Consider the following 16,669-nt stretch of genomic DNA (forward strand, 5'->3'; position numbering starts at 1 on the left):
CCTTGCCGTTAATTCGGGGCAGCTGCTGTCTGAGAAGCAGAAAGCTCAACCCGCGAGGGAAGAATCTCCCGGCTTCAGCTGGGGGAGAAGTCAAGTGATCCTCTCGGCGGCCCGTGAGGGGGGCTCGGAGTGGGGTTCGGGGGAGCTCGTCGGCGCCGGGACCGCCGGGCTCCCGGTCGCTCGGGCCCGGAGTCTGGCCGCGGTCACCCGGGCGAGTCCGTCGGCGGCGACGACGGCACGGCGGTGGCCCGTCACGACGGCACGGCGGTGCAGCGAGCGGTAGCCGTCCTGGGCGACCGCGTCCAGGATCGCGCCGTACAGCACGAACGCGGCGCGGATGCACGGCCGGGAGACGGGGTCGAGCATGGCCAGGCCGGGGGCCGCCTCGCGGTAGAGCGCGCGGGTCAGCTGCTCGAAGTCCCTGAGCGCCGCGGTGATCCGGCGGTCGGGCCGTCCGGTGTCGCGGCTCCAGCGCAGCAGGTGCCGGTCCACGTCGTGTGCGGCCAGCAGATCGACGGGCAGGTAGACGCGTCCGCGGTCGAGGTCCTCGCCCACGTCGCGCAGGAAGTTGGTCAGTTGGAAGGCCACGCCGAGGGCGGCCGCGTGCGGTGCCGCCTCCTGACGCGGTACCACCGTGCCGAGCACCGGCAGCATCTGCAGGCCGATCACCTCCGCGGAGCCGTAGGTGTAGGTGCGCAGGTCGGCGTAGGTGGCGTAGTCCGTGACGTCGAGGTCGGCGCGCATGGCCGTCATGAAGTCGCTGAAGTGCTGGTGGTCGATGGCGTAGCGGTGGGCGGTGTCGGCCAGGGCGCGCACCACCGGCTGGGTGCTGTCGCCGTGGCGCAGCCCCTGTTCCAGCTCCCGCTGGAGGCGCAGGAGGGCGTTCGCGCGCTGGGCGGTGGTCGTGGTGCCGAGGGTGTCGACGATGTCGTCGGCCCAGCGGGCGAAGCCGTACAGGGCGTGCACGGCGGGTCTGCGGGCCACCGGCAGGAGGCGTGTGGCGAGGAAGTACGTCTTGCCGTGCCGGGCGTTGAGCCGCCTGCACTGTGTGTACGCCTGCCGCAGGCGCGCGTCGACGACGCCGGCGGCGTCGAGTTCACGGTCGGTCATGCGGGCCTCCGTTCCCGGGAGTTCGGTGCGGCGGGGCGGGTGCGGGCAGCGGTGGCCGGGGGCTTGCCGGCGCCCGTGATGCGGGCCGCGGCGAGCTTGCCCGACAGCAGGACGGTCGGGACGCCGACGCCGGGGGTGGTGCCGCAGCCGGCGAGGACGGCGTTGGCCGTTCCGCGCACCAGGTTGCGGGGCCGGAAGGGCCCGGTCTGGGCGAAGGTGTGGGCGGCGGAGAAGGGCGAGCCCGCCGCGTGGCCCTGGGCCTGCCAGTCGGCCGGGGTGATCAGGCACTGCTCCTGCACGGCGGAGGCGATGCCGTCCAGGCCGCGCCGCTCCAGTTCGCTCAGCAGGCGGGCGCGGTAGCCGGGTGCCAGGTCGCCCCAGTCGGCGGCGCTGGGGCCCAGGGCGGTGTTGGGGCAGGGGGCCAGGATGTAGTGCAGGTGACGTCCGGGCGGGGCGAGCGAGGGGTCGGTGGTGGTCGGTCGGGTGATGAGCAGGGAGGGATCGCTCATCAGGCGGCCCGTTTCGGTGAGTTCGGTGAACGTGCGGCGCCACTCCCTGCCGAAGGAGATGGTGTGGTGGCCCAGCCAGGGCCAGGTGCGGTCGGTGCCGGCGTGCAGGATCACGGCGGAGGGCGAGAACCGCAGCGCGGCCGGCCGCCTGGGGGCGCGGCCGAGCAGCCGGTAGGCGACGGGCAGGTCGGGGGTGAGGACCACGGCGTCGCAGGCGATGCGGTCGGTGTCGGTGACGACGGCCGTGACGCGGTCGCCGGAGCGTTCCAGACGGGTGACGGTCTCTTCGAAGCGCAGCTCGGCTCCCGCCTGGGCGGCGGCGTCCGCCATGGCCCGGGGCAGGGCGTGCATGCCGCCGCGCGGGAAGTGGACGCCCGCGACCGTGTCCATGTAGGCGATGACGGCGTAGGCCGCCAGGGCGCGTTCGGGTGCCACCCCCGCGTACAGGGACTGGAAGGAGAAGACCCGGCGCAGTCGCTCGTCGTGCAGGAAGCGTCCGATGCGCGCGTCCAGGCGTCCGAAGCCGCCGAGGGCGGCCAGACGCGCGAGGTCGGGATGCAGCAGTTGCAGCGGTGAGTCGAAGTTGGCGTCGATGAAGCGGCGCATCTGCACCCGGTAGAGCTTCTCCAGCCAGATCCGCAGCCGTCGGTATCCCGCTGCCTCACGGGCGCCCGCGAAGCGTTCGATCTCCGCCTCCATCGCCTCGGCGCCGGTGTGGACGTCCAGGGTGCTGCCGCCGGCGAACCGGGCACGGTAGGCGGGGTGCAGGGGGACGAGGTCGACGCGTGCGCGCAGACTGTCGCCGACCGCGGCGAACGCCTCGTCGGCGAGATGAGGCATCGTCAGCACGGTCGGGCCGGTGTCGATGTGGTAGCCGCCGCGCACCAGCCGCCCGGCGCGGCCGCCCGGTGACGCGTCCCGTTCGACGACGGTGACCCGGCGTCCGGCGCCGAGCAGATGCAGGGCGGCCGCCAGCCCGGACAGCCCCGCGCCGACGACCACGACGTGATCGGTGCGGCCGGGAACGGTACGCGTCATCGCTCGTCCCTCGGGTCCTGGGCGGTGAGGATCGGGGAGCCGGTGACCGTGCCGGACGTCAGGACGTCCACCACGCTCGTGGCCGGCACTCCGGCGGCGGACCGCAGCAGCCCCTGCAGGTGGTCGAGGGCCCGGGGTTCGAGCACCGCGCCGTCGAGGTGGCGCAGACCCTGGGCCACCAGACGGTGGATCTTGACCTCCACGGTGTCCTTGGCGCCGGTGGCCGCGAACACCTCGCGCACGGCGGCCACTTCGGCGTCGGAGGCGTCCCTGAGGCCGAGCGTGCCGCGCAGCACGGCCTGTGCGCGTTCGTCACCCGAGGCCTCCGCCCGCGCCTGGGCGACGGCGGCGAGGTAGGTGGGCTTGCCACTGCGGATGTCGCCGCCCGCGGGCTTGCCGGTGTCGCGCGGGTCGGCGAAGGCGTCGAGCAGATCGTCCCGCAGCTGGAAGGCCAGGCCGACGCAGCGGCCGGCCGAGCACAGCGCCCGGGTCGCTGCGGGTCCGGCGTCGGCGAGCGCGGCCCCCAGTGCGAGGGGGCGCTCCACGGAGTACAGGGCGCTCTTGAGGCGGGCGGCGCGGATCGCGCGGAGCAGGGAGCGTGCCGAGGTGGCCTCGCCGTGGACGTCCAGGTACTGCCCGGCCACCATCTCGGTGCGCATGGCGCTCCACAGTTCGCGTACCCGGCGGGCGGTCTCGCGGGGCAGTTCCGTGTCCGCCACCACGTCGTCCGCCCAGGCGAGGGCCAGGTCACCGGCCAGGATCGCGGCCGCTTCGCCGAGGCGCCCGGCCTCGGGGTACTGGGCGGCGACATCGATGTGCAGAGCCGGCCGTCCGCGGCGGGTCGGCGCCTCGTCCATCACGTCGTCGTGGACCAGGGCGCAGGTCTGGACGAGTTCGAGGGCCGCTCCGACGCGCAAAGCGGCCCGTGCGCGCGGGGGTTCGCTTCCGCCGCACGCGCGCAGGGCCCACCACACGAAGCGGGACCGGGTGAGTTTGCCGCCGTTCTCCGCGAAGCGGGCGACCCGGGCGGCCAGGTCCTCGCCGAACAGCGGATCGACGGCCTCGGCCGCCGCCAGCCGACGGGCGAGCAGGTCGCCGAGCACCGCGCGCACCGCGCCCGTCACGTCGGCGTCGACGGCGTGCGGGTCGGGGCCGTAGGGCGAGGGCGCCGGGCCCTCGCCCCGGTCGCCCAGCCCGGGGGCCGGTGCGCCGGCTGTGCGCTGCGCGGGCGCGGGGGAGCCCTCCTCGCAGCTCGGGTGCTCGCGTGGACGCCCGTTCGCACGGTGGTCCTGCGTCACGGTGGGGCTCATTCCGGTTCCCCTCATCGAGATCCTCGCGATCGGAGTTCGCGTCGTGGTCACCGGTTCGGCGGGAGCGGCCCGATCGGATGCGGTGGGGCTCGGAAACACCGGCAGGGGGCTTCCCCGGCCCGTTCGCCGGCGACCATTTCGATGCAAAGACGATGCGAGTTGTTCGCCTTGCATCGCTTCTGCACCGTGGAAGGGCCGCAGTAGCTCACGGCGACCAAAAGGCCCAGCGGAGGAGTAGCCATGACGACTGCCCAGCAAACCAGCGCGGACATCGGCGAGGCTCCCGCTCCCCGCCTGCCCACGCCCGGGTCGCTCCCCGGTCCGGACATCGATGAGGCCGATCTCGCCGATGGGTTCCTGGCTGGTGACGAGGCGTGTCTGGAAGCCGCGCACCGCCGCTGGGGCCCTTTGGTGTACGCCCTCGCCAGGCGCTCGCTGGGGGACGCGAAGGAGGCGGAGGACGTCACCCAACTGGTCTTCTTCGCCGCGTGGCGGGGGCGCTCGGGGTTCGCGCCCGGACGCGGCACGCTGCCCGGCTGGCTCATGGGCATCACCCGCAGGAAGATCGCCGACGCGCTCTCGGCCAGGACCCGGCGCACCGAACTGGTCGCCGCCGCGGGCGCCAGGCTGCTTCTGGTCGCCCCCGACGAGGCCGTGAGTCCGGAGGGCGCCATCGACCGGGTCCTGCTCGCCGACGAACTCTCACGGCTGCCCGCCCCGCAGCGACGGGTGCTCAATCTCGCCTTCTACGACGACCTGACCCAGACCCAGATCGCCGAGGTCACCGGATGGCCGCTGGGCACCGTCAAGAGCCACGCCCGCCGAGGGCTGCACCGCCTCGCGCGCCGACTCGGCACGGACGAACGCGTCGACTGCGCGGCGTGACAACGCTGCGCGACCGATGCGGCTGCTCCGAACGGACAACGGCAGGGTGGCGACCCGCACCCGAACGGGTACTGCACAGGGCATGTGTCCTCAAGACACGGCAGAAGACATGGCAGCACCGCAGGGGGAGTGAACCGATCGTGCCGGAGGCGGACATCGCCATCATCGGAGCCGGGGCCGCGGGCCTGTCCCTCGCTCACCGCCTCTCCTGCCCCCCGCCGAGGCCCGGCCGCCTGTCGGTCGTGCTGGTGGACGCCCCGCCCGGGCCACTGCGTCCGCCCCGGCGTACCTGGTGCTTCTGGGAGGCGGGCCGCGGACGCTTCGACGCGGCCGTCACCTGGTCGTGGCACCGCCTCCGCGTCCGCCACCCCTCCGGCGAGTCCGTCCAGCACGACATCGCACCGCTGACGTACAAGATGATCCGCTCGGACGACTTCGAGCGGCTCGTCGAACGCGACCTCGCCCGCAGCGCACAGGTGCAACGGCTGGAAGCCACGGTCGAGAGCATCGAAGACCTCCCGCAGGGCGCGCGTGTCAACACCCGCACGCCCGAAGGACACGCCGACTCCCTCCGCGCCCGCTGGGTGTTCGACTCGCGGCCGCTGGGCAGCCTTCCCGCCGCCCGCACTACCCTGCTGCAGCATTTCCACGGCTGGTTCGTGCGCACCGACCGGCCGGTCTTCGATCCGGCCCGCGTGGAGTTCATGGATTTCCGCACGGCGCAGCCCGCACGAGGCCTGTCCTTCGGCTACGTCCTGCCCACCGGTCCCCGCGCGGCCCTGGTGGAGTACACCGAGTTCTCGTCCGCGGTCCTGGCGCCGGACGTGTACGACAAGGCGCTGCGCCACTACACCGGCAGCGTGCTGGGCCTGGGCGACCTGGAGATCATCGGGACCGAGACGGGTGTCATCCCGATGACCGACGCCCGGTTCGCGCGCCGTACCGGGGCATGCGTCTTCCGTATCGGCGCGGCCGGCGGAGCCACCCGGCCCTCCACCGGCTACACCTTCTCCGGTGTGCAGCGCCAGACCGCGGCCGTAGCGGCCGCACTGCGCCAGGGCCGCGACCCCGTGCCGCCCCAACCCCACACCGCGCGGGCCCGCGGTATGGACGCCGTGCTGCTGCACGCCCTCGACAGCGGGCTGGTGGACGGCGCCGCCTTCTTCTCCCGGCTGTTCGCCCGAGTGCCCATGGCGCGCCTGCTGCGCTTCCTCGACGGGGAGACCCGCTGGCACGAAGACCTCGCCATCGGCCTGCGCACCCCCGTCCTGCCCATGCTTCGTGCGGCCCTGGAAGTGCCCGGGCTGCCCCGACGCCCTTTCCCCCGCTGACCCGCCCTGTGCCGCCACGGACTCGGCCGGCCCGCATCCCCCAACGTCCCGACGACCCGCCCCAGGAGGCAGCGTGACCGTGCTGCGTGACGCGGAGCTGGCCGCCGCATTCGACCATGCGGCGCACCGCTACGACCTGCTGGTGGCCGCCAACCCCGGCTACCACGCCCACCTGCGCCGCTCCGCGCGACGGCTGGGCCTGCCCGCTCCCGGCGCGGGACTGCGCGTCCTGGACCTCGGCTGCGGGACCGGCGCCTCCACGGCAGCGCTCCGGCACGTGCTGCCCGAGGCCGAGATCATCGCCGTCGACGCCTCGCCGGGCATGCTGGAGCGCGCCAGGGCCAAGGCATGGGACCCGCGCGTGAGGTTCGTGCGCGCCGCTGCGGAGGGCCTGACCGAGGCGGGCGTGGAGGGGCCGTTCGACGCGGTCTTCGCCGCCTACCTCTTCCGTAACGTGGCGGACCCGGACGCCGTGCTGGCCACCGTCCACCGTCTGCTCGCCCCGCACGGCCGGCTCGCCGTCCACGAGTACACCCTCAGCGGGCGCCCGGTCGACCGTGCCGTGTGGACGGCCGTGTGCCGGGCAATGGTGCTCCCCGTCGCCGCGGCGCTGGGCGACGGTGACCTCTACCGCCATCTCTGGCGCAGCGTCGTCGACTTCGACACCGTCGAGGAGTTCACGGACCGGGTGCGGGCCGGCGGATTCGACCGGGTGCGGGCCCTGCCCCTGCCCGGCTGGCAGACCGGCATCGCCCACACCGTCGTGGCCCGCCGCGCGGAGCCGCTCGCGTGGAGCCCACGGTGACCGGCACGGCGGCGCGCGGCCGCCGCCCCGGACGGGACCGGCAGGCCGTCCTCCTGCCCCCGCCGCCCGGAGCACCCGCGGTGAGCGGCACACCGCGCAGTACCGCGGTCGTGGGCGGCGGCATCGCCGGTCTCGCCGCCGCCACGGCGCTGGCCGAACGCGGCGTCGACGTCACGCTCCACGAACGCGAGGCCCACCTGGGCGGCCGGGTCGGCGGCTGGACGACCCGGCTGCGCGACGGTTCCACCGTGACCATGAGCCGTGGCTTCCACGCCTTCTTCCGCCAGTACTACAACCTGCGCGGCCTGCTGCGCCGCACCGACCCCCACCTCTCACGCCTCACCGGCCTGCCCGACTACCCGCTGCGGCACAGCGAGGGGCTGTACGACAGCTTCCGCAGGATTCCGCGCACCCCACCGCTCAGCGCGCTCGGCTTCGTGGCGCTCAGTCCGTCCTTCCGCTCCCGCGACCTGCTCCGCATGAATCCCGCCGCCGCGCTGCCCCTGCTCGACGTGCGTGTCCCTGAGGTGTACGCCCGCTACGACGACGTCAGCGCCCACGACTTCCTCGACACCCTGCGTTTTCCGCAGGCCGCCCGGCACCTGGCGTTCGAGGTCTTCTCCCGGAGCTTCTTCGCCGACCCACGGCACCTGTCGGCGGCCGAGATGGTGCTGATGTTCCACATCTACTTCCTCGGCTCCGCCGAGGGCCTGCTCTTCGATGTCCCGCGCGAGCCCTTCCCTGCGGGACTGTGGGACCCCCTCGGTGCCTACCTGGGGCGGCACGGCACCACCATCCGCACCTGCACCGAGGTCGAGACCGTCTCACGCACCCCCAAGGGCGCCTTCAGCGTCGTCGCCGACGGCCGGGAGACCGAGTACGACGCCGTCGTCCTGGCCCTCGACACCGCCGGACTGCGCTCGCTGGTCGCCCGCTCGACCGACCTGGGGGACGCAGAATGGCGGGAACGCGTCGCCCGGCTGCGCACCGCTCCGCCCTTCCTCGTCTCCCGGCTCTGGCTGGACCGTCCCGTCGCCCCCGACCGACCGGGCTTTCTGGGCACGGCCGGATACGGCTCCCTGGACAACGTCAGCGTGCTGGAGCGCTGGGAGGGCGAGGCGGCCCGTTGGGCCGTGCGCAGCGGGGGCTCCGTCGTCGAACTCCACGGGTACGCCCTGCCCGAACACGCGGACCAGGCCGTGGAGGTCAAACACCTGATCGAGCAGCTCGCGCACGTCTACCCGGAGACGCGGGACGCGCGGGTGCTCGACGCACGGCACGAGTGGCGCCAGGACTGCCCCCTGTTCCCCGTCGGCGGGTACGGCGACCGACCCGGGGTCAGGACGCCGGACCCCGGACTGGTGCTCGCGGGTGACCTCGTCCGCACCGACCTGCCCGTCGCCCTGATGGAACGGGCGGCCACCAGCGGCTTCCTCGCCGCCAACGTCCTGCTGCGGGACTGGGGAGTACGGGGGCACCCGCTGTGGACCGTGCCCAACCACGGCCGTCTCCGTCTGCGCCGTGCCGAGTACCCGAAAGGGGTATCCCGGGTGGGGCGGCCGGGGTGAGCTGTCGCCGGACGAGTGACCGGCCCGCGCACCCTTCGGACGTCACCACTCGTCGGCGCGCGGCGGGGCCCACTGCGGTGCGGCGGGTGCGATGCCGTACGTCTCCTGCCGGGCCCGCGCGGTCACGGCGGGACCGCCGAGGAGCGTGCCGTCGGGCCGGGGCGCGGGCGCGTCGGCCCGCGGGGGTGACGGCGACCGGTTCCACTCGCCGTCGCCCAGCACCAGCAGCGGGTCGAACATGACGACCACACCGGCCAGCAGCAGGAAGACCGCCGGTCCCAGCAGCATGGGCAGCAGCAGGGACGTGGGCGAGTCGCCCGCGAAGGTGCCGGAGCCGTGCACATGGACGCTGACCGCGGCCATCGCGGTGTAGTGCATGCCGGACACGGCCACGCCCATCACCAGGCTGGCGCCGAGGCTCGCCAGGAAACCGCGGATGGAGACCGCCGCCCACAGTGCGGCGGTCGCGGCGACGATCGCGATCAGCACCGACAGGCCGACGGTGACGGTGTCGTACACGATGTCCCCGTTGACCTGCATGGCGGCCATGCCGAGGTAGTGCATCGCGGCGACGCCCAGGCCGGTGATCACACCCGCGACGCCCAACGTCACGCGGCCGGCCCCCAGGTAGCCGACGATGAACACGCCGATGCCGACCACGACGATCGCCACGGCCAGACTCAGCAGTGTCAGACCCGTGTCGTAGCGGATCCCGGTCTGTGCGACCTGGAAGCCGAGCATCGCGATGAAGTGCATCGTCCAGATCCCGCAGCCGATGGACGCGGCGCCCAGCGCCAGCCAACCCGGCTTCCAGGACTGCTGGTTGAGCAGGGAGCGGACGATGCACCGCAGTCCGAGCGCCCCTCCCAGGCAGGCCGTCAGATAGGCCGCCACCGGGGTCACCGCGCCGTAGCGGAACCCGTCGATCGTGCCTTGCATACGCCAACTCCCCCCAGAGTCACCGCGGTTGTGGAGCAAGGTCTACGGGCAAGCACCGCACGGAATCAAGGGCTTACCGCCGGTAATTGAATAATTCTCAAATACCGACGATCGACTTCGGTCATCCATGGGCGAGTTCTCGCCATGATCGACCGTTCGGGGTCAGCCCTGCTGCACGGGCACCACCACGAGTTCGGCGATGTTGACGTGCGCCGGCGCGGCGACGGAGAAGGCGATCGCCTCGGCCACGTCCTCGGCGGCCAGCGGTCGCAGATCGCTGCGCATCCGGTCCAGCGTCGTCCGCATGTCGTCGTCCCGCATGTCCGCGCCGAGTTCCGTGACGGTCACACCCGGTTCGACGGTGCGCACGCGCACTCCGCGGGGGCCCAGTTCGGCGCGCAGATTGCGGGTGAGGTGGGCGATCGCGGCCTTGGTGGCGCAGTACACCGACCAGTTGGGGTAGAGGGAGTGGCCCGCCACCGAGCCGACATGGACCAGATCCGCGGGACGCCCCTCGGCCGCGGCGCTGAGCAGACCGCCGGTGAAGACCCGCGCGGTGTGCAGCACACCGCGCAGGTTGACGTCGAGCATGCGGTCCCATTCGTCGGTCCGGGCCGCCTCGAAGGGAGCGCCGAGCATCGCCCCGGCGTTGGCCACGACGAGATCCACCCGGCCGAGACCTGAGCCGACGGCCTCGGCGACGCCGTCAAGTGCCTCCACATCGGTGAGGTCGACGGCGAACGGGAGGACGGTGCCGGACGCCGTCGCCCTGAGCTCCTCGGCCAGTTCCTCGAGCCGGTCCTCGCGGCGGCCCAGCAGGGCGACATCGGCACCCCCGGCCGCCAGCCGGCGGGCGGTGGCGGCGCCGATGCCGCTGGAGGCGCCGGTGACGACGGCGACCCGACCGGTCAGAGGCGGGGCGAGGCGGTGGGTGTCGTAGGCCACGAGCGTGGTGTCCCCGTGGGGAGATGAAGAAGTCATGCCGCTGAGCCTGGTGCCGACCGGATCGGCGAACCAGGCCGCCGCTCTCCGCCGAGCGCCGATCGTAGGAGTACTGCGGCCACCATCCGGTCTCCCCTCCCGGGGTGCGCGTGCCTAGGGTTGTGGCCATGGACAGCGCGAACCCGCTCGGCGAGTACCTGCGCGCCCGGCGCGCCCTGGTGAGCCCCGAGGACAGTGGCCTGCCGGTCACGGGCCGGCGCCGGGTCGCAGGGCTGCGCCGGGAAGAGGTCGCGCTGCTGGCCGGTGTCAGCTCGGACTACTACGTACGCCTGGAGCAGGGCCGTGAACGGCACCCCTCCGCCCAGGTGGTCGACGCCCTGGCCCAGGCCCTGCGCCTGGACGCGGAGGCTGCCGACCACCTGCACGGCCTGGCCCGCCCGGCCCCGAAACGGCCCACGTCACGCGCACGGGCCGAGCGGGTCAGCCCGGTCCTGCTGCGGATGATGTACGACTGGCACCGCACCCCGGCCGTGGTCCTGGACCGCTGCCTGACGGTGGTCGCCCACAACGCCCTCGGCAAGGCCCTCTTCGCCGGCCACACCTACAGCGAGGATCTGGTGCGGCTGGTCTTCCTGGATCCGGACGCGCGCACCTTCTATCCGGACTGGGAGCGGGTCGCCGTCAACACCGTGGGCGGACTGCGCTCTTCGGCGGGCACGGGCCACGACGACCCCCGCCTGATCCGCACGGTCGGCGAACTCTCCCTGAAGAGCCCCGAGTTCCGGCACCTGTGGGCCCGCCACGACATTCGCCAGAAGAGTCACGAGACCAAACGCTTCCAGCATCCCCTCGTGGGTGAACTGACCTTGGACTACGAGTCCTTGACCGTCAACAGCGCTCCCGGCCAGCAACTGGTCGTCTACCAGGCCGCCCCCGGCAGCACCTCGGAACAGGCCCTCGCTCTCCTGGGAAGCCTCACGGCCGACCAGCCCGACCGTGACCGGGCAGCATCCGAGAACTGAACCGGGCCGTATCCGGGAACTGAAAGGCCGCCCCGACCTACCGCTCGCGGCGCAACGTCGCCGACAGGTGATGCCGCAACGGCTGGCCGACCGCCGCCAGGTCGTGGACGAACGCGAGGGTGTCCTCGTCGGTGAGGGTGTAGCGGCGGCGGGTGGCGTCGACCTGTTTGGCCGTGGGGGTCAGGGCCACGCTGTCGGTGGCGAGGTCGACCACACCGTCGGCCGCCCCGCCCACCGCGATCTCGGCGATCCCGGTCGGCTGGGTGATCAGCGCCTCCACCCGGCCCTCCGGCTGCAGCCGCCACCACCCGCTCTCGCGCGCCGCCGGTCGCACGGGCGCACCGTCCCCGTCGATCAGCCACGCCCGGGCCTCGTACCGCAGGAAGGGCCGACCGTCGTGGCTGAAGGTGACCTCCTGCGCGTACGAGAAGTCGGCATCGAGCGTCGGATACTCGCCCTGGCCGCGCCCGCGCCACACCCCCAGCAGGCCGAGCACCGGTTGCAGCAGTTCATGCGGCGGGGGAGACGTGTCCGGTCGTCGGCTCTCGGGATACGGGTACTCCGCTACGACGTCGAACACGGCTGCGCTCCTCGGGTTGTGCCGGTGCCGGGGCAGAGCCTAGGGCCGCCGCCCCCTGCGTCAGGCGTCGAAACGGCTGCGAGCCGCCTCGATGTGGCCGAAGTACCGGTGAGTCCAGTCGCACATGCTGTCGACCGTCGCCCGCAATCCCTGGCCGGCGTCGGTCAGGGTGTACTCGACCCGCGGCGGGACGGTGGGGTGCACCGTCCGCTCCACCAGGCCGTTGCGCTCCAGCATCCGCAGGTTCTGGGTGAGCATCTTGTGGCTGACGCCCTCGATCTCGTTGCGCAGTTCGGTGAAGCGGAGGGTGCCCTCGCCGAGCGCCTCGATGATCAGGAACGCCCACTTGTTGGCCACGTCGGAGAAGATCTCCCGCGCCAACGAGTCCGCCCGCCGCAGATCCGCCGCGTCGACCGAGCCACCGACCTGCTTGGTTCCCATCGGATCTCCCAGTGACTGAGCACCACTTTCCCGAAGGAACAGATATTACTCTCCTGTGGTTCCTCAGTAACCACAGGAGACCGAGGTCATCGGGCGGTCAACCGCCCTGCCGCGGTGGGGATTTCCCGAGGGGGGAAAGGCCTGGCAGCACGATGGTTCATGGAGGGGCGTGTTGCGAAGGTCGAGGTGTCCGAGCACCGCAGCGCCGCATCCGAAGGAATCTCCATGCGCAGCTCTCGTCTCGTCGCCGCTTGTCTGGTCGGCCTCGTCGTCCCCGGTCTTGCCGTGACGGCCGTCGTCCCCGCTTCGGCCGTGTCCGCCTCGCACGCCGCGCCGGCATCGGCAGGGTCGTCGAAGCCTGGGAAGGGGGTGACGCTCACGCTTCCCGCGCCGCGCGCCCGTTATGCCACCGGAGAGTCGTCCTTCCGGCTCGTCGACGGCCAACGCGCGGACCCGTGGGTGGCCGGCCGGCCTTACCGGGAGCTGATGATCAGCGTGTTCTACCCGGCGGTGCACACGGGTGGGCGGCCCTTCACGAAGCAGTTCCCGCCGGCCGTGGCCGCGGCGACCGGTGCCGCGGTCGAGGAGGGCGACATGCTGCCGGCCGGTCTGGTGGAGTGGGCCGCCACGAGGACGCACTCGGTCGCGGACGCCGCCATGGCACCGGGCCGTTTCCCGGTCGTCCTGTATTCGCCCGGTGCCGGGGACCCGAGGGGCTGGAACGTGTCCCTGGTCGAGGACCTCGCCTCGCGCGGTTACGTGGTGGTCACCGTCGATCACACGGGGGAGGCCCCGGCGGTGCAGTTCCCGGACGGCCATGTGGTGGGCAACGGGCCGATGACGGCGGCCTGGGACCAGGCGTTCCGCAACGGCACCACCCTGGCGTTCTTCACGAAGCTGATGGACACGCGCATCGCCGACACCGAGCTGGTGCTGGACCGGCTGACGAGTCTGCCGAAGCGGCTGAGCCACGGCATGGACCTGAACCGGATCGGCATGTTCGGGCACTCCGCCGGCGGGTTCACGGCGGCGAACACGATGTACGGCGATCGGCGGATCAAGGCCGGCGTCGATCTGGACGGCACGCTGGAGTACACCTCCAAGCCCGACGGAACCAACCTCAGCGAGGTCGCCCTGCACGGACTGGACCGGCCGTTTCTGCTGATGGGCAGCAGCTCGGCCGATGGGAGCGATGTACGCCGCGAGCCGTCGTGGGCGTCGTTCTGGCGGCACCAGCGCGGCTGGAAGGCCGACGTGACGCTGGACGACTCCGTGCACGCCTCGTTCACGGACGCCGAGGCGCTGCTGCCGCAGCTGGCGGGCAGGGTCCCGGCGGCGACGCTGGACGCGGCGGTCGGGACGGTCGACGCACATCGAGCGGTGGCGGCCAACCGGGCGCTGGTGGCCTCGTTCTTCGACCGGTTCCTCAAGGGCCGTGACGACCATCTGCTCGACGGCGGTCCGTCGCCGTACCCGATCACCTTCGTGCGGTAGCGGTAGGGCGTGGCACAGCGAAAGAACAGGTGAAGCACAGTTCTGCCGGGGGCGGGGGCCTCGCCCCCACCCCTCACCGAGGGATAACCCTTGACGCGCTCCTTACCTGCTGACATGTCTACGACAAGTCTGTCATTCTCCCTCTCAACTACCGCACGGTAGCCGCACGTCGCCGCCGCGCGTGCCCGGTCCCGCACAGCTCGGCTCGTCCCGGACAGCAGACCCGGCTGCCCGGTCTCTCACCGGTCGCCCCACGCGGCCGCAGCAGTAGGAGAACGAGTGAGACGCATCCCTCGCAAGCGGACCGCGGTAGGAGCCCTGCTCTCCACCGCCGCCTTCCTCGCCGTCGGCGTGCAGTCGGTCCCCGCGAACGCCGAGCCGGCATCCGCCCGCCCCAGCCCCCTGCGCACCGGGGGAGTCGAGGCGAAGCTGAGCCCGGCGCAGCACACCGCCCTGATCAGGGCCGCGCAGCAGAACACCACCGCGACCGCCCGCACCCTCGGCCTCGGCGCCAAGGAGAAGCTGGTCGTCAAGGACGTCGTCAAGGACAACGACGGTACGCTGCACACCCGTTACGAGCGCACCTACGCCGGTCTGCCGGTCCTCGGCGGCGACCTCGTCGTGCACACCCCGCCCGCCTCCCTCGCGGCCGGCACGGTGAGTACGACGTTCAACAACAAGCACACCATCAAGGTCGCCACCACCACGGCCGCCGTCACCAAGTCGGCCGCCGAGGCGAAGGCCCTCGCCGGCGCCAAGGCCCTCGACGCCGAGCAGACCAAGGCCGACAGCGCGCGCAAGGTCATCTGGGCGGGCACCGGCACCCCGAGGCTCGCGTGGGAGACCGTCATCGGCGGCTTCCAGGACGACGGCACGCCCAGCAAGCTGCACGTCATCACCGACGCCACGACCGGCAAGGAACTCCACCGCTACCAGGCGGTCGAGACGGGCACCGGCAACACCCAGTACAGCGGCACCGTCACGCTCAACACGACGCTGTCCGGGTCGACGTACCAGCTGTACGACACCACCCGCGGCGGTCACAAGACGTACAACCTCAGCAACGGAACCTCGGGCACCGGCACCCTGATGACCGACTCCGACGACGTCTGGGGCACCGGATCCGGCTCCAACACCCAGACCGCCGGCGCCGACGCCGCCTACGGCGCCCAGGAGACCTGGGACTTCTACAAGAACACCTTCGGCCGCAGCGGCATCAAGAACGACGGCGTCGCCGCCTACTCCCGCGTCCACTACAGCAGCAACTACGTCAACGCCTTCTGGGACGACGACTGCTTCTGCATGACCTACGGCGACGGCTCCGGCGGCACCCACGCCCTGACCTCGCTCGACGTCGCCGGTCACGAGATGAGCCACGGCGTCACGTCGAACACCGCGGGTCTGGACTACAGCGGTGAGTCGGGCGGGTTGAACGAGGCGACCTCCGACATCTTCGGCACGGGTGTGGAGTTCTACGCCAACAACTCCTCCGACCTCGGTGACTACCTCATCGGCGAGAAGATCGACATCAACGGCGACGGCACGCCGCTGCGTTACATGGACAAGCCCAGCAAGGACGGCTCGTCGGCCGACAGTTGGTACTCGGGCGTCGGCAACCTCGACGTCCACTACTCCTCGGGCCCCGCGAACCACATGTTCTACCTGCTGTCCGAGGGCAGCGGCAGCAAGACCATCAACGGCGTCACCTACAACAGCCCCACCTCCGACGGCGTCGCCGTCGCCGGCATCGGCCGCGCAGCGGCCCTGCAGATCTGGTACAAGGCGCTGACGACGTACATGACGTCCAGCACCAATTACGCCGGGGCCCGCACCGCCGCCCTCAACGCCGCCGCCGCGCTGTACGGCACCGGCTCCACCCAGTACGCCGGCGTCGGCAACGCCTTCGCGGGCATCAACGTCGGCAGCCACATCACGGTGCCGACCAGCGGCGTCACGGTCACCAACCCGGGCAGCCAGTCCTCGACCGTCGGCACCGCGGTGAGCCTGCAGATCTCCGCCACCAGCACCAACAGCGGCTCCCTGAGCTACGCCGCGAGCGGACTGCCGAGCGGTCTGTCGATCAACAGCTCCACCGGCGTCATCTCCGGCACCCCGACGACGGCCGGCACCTACAGCACCACCGTCACGGTGACCGACTCGACCGGGGCCACCGGCACCGCCTCCTTCACCTGGACGGTCAGCTCCAGCGGTGGCGGCGGCAGTTGCACCTCGGCCCAGCTCCTGGGCAACCAGGGCTTCGAGTCGGGCAACACCACCTGGACCGCCTCCAGCGGAGTGATCACCAACTCCAGCAGTGAGAGCGCCCACGGCGGCTCGTACTACGCCTGGCTCGACGGGTACGGCTCCAGCCACACCGACACGCTCTCCCAGTCGGTGACCATCCCGAGCGGCTGCAAGGCGACGTTCACCTTCTATCTGCACATCGACACGTCGGAGACCTCCAGCAGCACCGCGTACGACAAGCTGACGGTCACCGCCGGTTCGACCACCCTGGCGACGTACTCGAACCTCAACGCCGCCTCCGGCTACACCCAGAAGTCCTTCGACCTGTCGTCCCTCGCGGGCTCGACCGTCACCCTGAAGTTCAGCGGGGTCGAGGACTCCTCGCTCCAGACCAGCTTCGTCGTCGACGACACCGCCCTGACGACCGGCTGAGCCCTCGCACGGCCATGGG

14 protein-coding genes are annotated in these 16,669 nt (G+C 72.1%); 7 read left to right on the plus strand and 7 right to left on the minus strand.

Annotation, left to right across the window (positions count from 1 at the left end):
- Window positions 1-90: 90 nt before the first annotated feature.
- From ACWCQ1_RS28460 to ACWCQ1_RS28470, 3 genes are read right to left on the minus strand one after another with little or no spacing between them, the layout of a single operon-like run.
- Window positions 91-1,110, minus strand: coding sequence for a phytoene/squalene synthase family protein (locus ACWCQ1_RS28460; protein ID WP_358601526.1), 1,020 nt, complete (start codon window positions 1,108-1,110; stop codon window positions 91-93).
- Window positions 1,107-2,657 (minus strand): phytoene desaturase family protein, encoded by a 1,551-nt coding sequence (gene crtI, locus ACWCQ1_RS28465; protein ID WP_451027661.1) that lies wholly within the window; start codon window positions 2,655-2,657, stop codon window positions 1,107-1,109. Before crtI ends, ACWCQ1_RS28460 begins: the two co-directional genes overlap by 4 nt.
- On the minus strand, window positions 2,654-3,967 hold the full coding sequence (locus ACWCQ1_RS28470) for a polyprenyl synthetase family protein (protein WP_451027662.1): 1,314 nt from the start codon (window positions 3,965-3,967) through the stop codon (window positions 2,654-2,656). Before ACWCQ1_RS28470 ends, crtI begins: the two co-directional genes overlap by 4 nt.
- Before the next feature lie 240 nt (window positions 3,968-4,207).
- On the opposite strand from ACWCQ1_RS28470, the gene ACWCQ1_RS28475 reads away from it, so the two are divergent.
- From ACWCQ1_RS28475 to ACWCQ1_RS28490, 4 genes are all read left to right on the plus strand, one after another.
- A complete protein-coding gene (locus ACWCQ1_RS28475) occupies window positions 4,208-4,852 on the plus strand; it encodes an RNA polymerase sigma factor (protein ID WP_358601517.1) in 645 nt (214 codons plus the stop codon).
- Window positions 4,853-4,992: 140 nt separating this feature from the next.
- Window positions 4,993-6,183 (plus strand): lycopene cyclase family protein, encoded by a 1,191-nt coding sequence (locus ACWCQ1_RS28480; protein ID WP_451027663.1) that lies wholly within the window; start codon window positions 4,993-4,995, stop codon window positions 6,181-6,183.
- Window positions 6,184-6,256: 73 nt separating this feature from the next.
- On the plus strand, window positions 6,257-6,988 hold the full coding sequence (locus tag ACWCQ1_RS28485; RefSeq protein WP_451027664.1) for a class I SAM-dependent methyltransferase: 732 nt from the start codon (window positions 6,257-6,259) through the stop codon (window positions 6,986-6,988).
- Window positions 6,973-8,556 carry an FAD-dependent oxidoreductase gene (locus ACWCQ1_RS28490; RefSeq protein ID WP_451027665.1) on the plus strand — a complete coding sequence of 528 codons (1,584 nt, stop codon included), beginning with the start codon at window positions 6,973-6,975 and terminating at the stop codon, window positions 8,554-8,556. Before ACWCQ1_RS28485 ends, ACWCQ1_RS28490 begins: the two co-directional genes overlap by 16 nt.
- Window positions 8,557-8,598: 42 nt before the next feature.
- Here the strand turns inward: ACWCQ1_RS28490 and ACWCQ1_RS28495 are convergent, their stop codons facing one another.
- Together ACWCQ1_RS28495 and ACWCQ1_RS28500 are read right to left on the minus strand one after the other, a co-directional pair.
- Window positions 8,599-9,495, minus strand: coding sequence for an MHYT domain-containing protein (locus ACWCQ1_RS28495; RefSeq protein ID WP_358601505.1), 897 nt, complete (start codon window positions 9,493-9,495; stop codon window positions 8,599-8,601).
- A gap of 162 nt (window positions 9,496-9,657) precedes the next feature.
- Entirely contained in the window at window positions 9,658-10,476 is an 819-nt protein-coding gene (locus tag ACWCQ1_RS28500) for an SDR family oxidoreductase (RefSeq protein WP_451027666.1), read from the minus strand.
- 128 nt (window positions 10,477-10,604) lie between these two features.
- Here ACWCQ1_RS28500 and ACWCQ1_RS28505 point away from each other — a divergent pair, with 128 nt between their 5' ends.
- The gene (locus ACWCQ1_RS28505; RefSeq protein WP_451027667.1) at window positions 10,605-11,459 is read left to right on the plus strand and encodes a helix-turn-helix transcriptional regulator; all 855 of its coding nucleotides are present in this window, start codon (window positions 10,605-10,607) and stop codon (window positions 11,457-11,459) included.
- A gap of 37 nt (window positions 11,460-11,496) precedes the next feature.
- Here the strand turns inward: ACWCQ1_RS28505 and ACWCQ1_RS28510 are convergent, their stop codons facing one another.
- Both ACWCQ1_RS28510 and ACWCQ1_RS28515 read right to left on the minus strand, forming a co-directional pair.
- A complete protein-coding gene (locus tag ACWCQ1_RS28510; protein ID WP_133042581.1) occupies window positions 11,497-12,039 on the minus strand; it encodes an FABP family protein in 543 nt (180 codons plus the stop codon).
- A gap of 60 nt (window positions 12,040-12,099) precedes the next feature.
- Window positions 12,100-12,480 (minus strand): winged helix-turn-helix transcriptional regulator, encoded by a 381-nt coding sequence (locus ACWCQ1_RS28515; RefSeq protein ID WP_133042580.1) that lies wholly within the window; start codon window positions 12,478-12,480, stop codon window positions 12,100-12,102.
- A gap of 225 nt (window positions 12,481-12,705) precedes the next feature.
- Between ACWCQ1_RS28515 and ACWCQ1_RS28520 the strand changes: the two genes are divergently transcribed.
- Together ACWCQ1_RS28520 and ACWCQ1_RS28525 are read left to right on the plus strand one after the other, a co-directional pair.
- Complete coding sequence (locus tag ACWCQ1_RS28520; protein WP_451027668.1) at window positions 12,706-13,974, plus strand: alpha/beta hydrolase family protein; 1,269 nt, start codon at window positions 12,706-12,708, stop codon at window positions 13,972-13,974.
- Between the two features lie 279 nt (window positions 13,975-14,253).
- Window positions 14,254-16,650: a M4 family metallopeptidase gene (locus tag ACWCQ1_RS28525; RefSeq protein WP_451027669.1), complete on the plus strand. Its 2,397-nt coding sequence runs from the start codon at window positions 14,254-14,256 to the stop codon at window positions 16,648-16,650.
- Window positions 16,651-16,669: the final 19 nt, after the last annotated feature.

It is taken from the genome of Streptomyces sp. NPDC002144, from assembly GCF_053593695.1.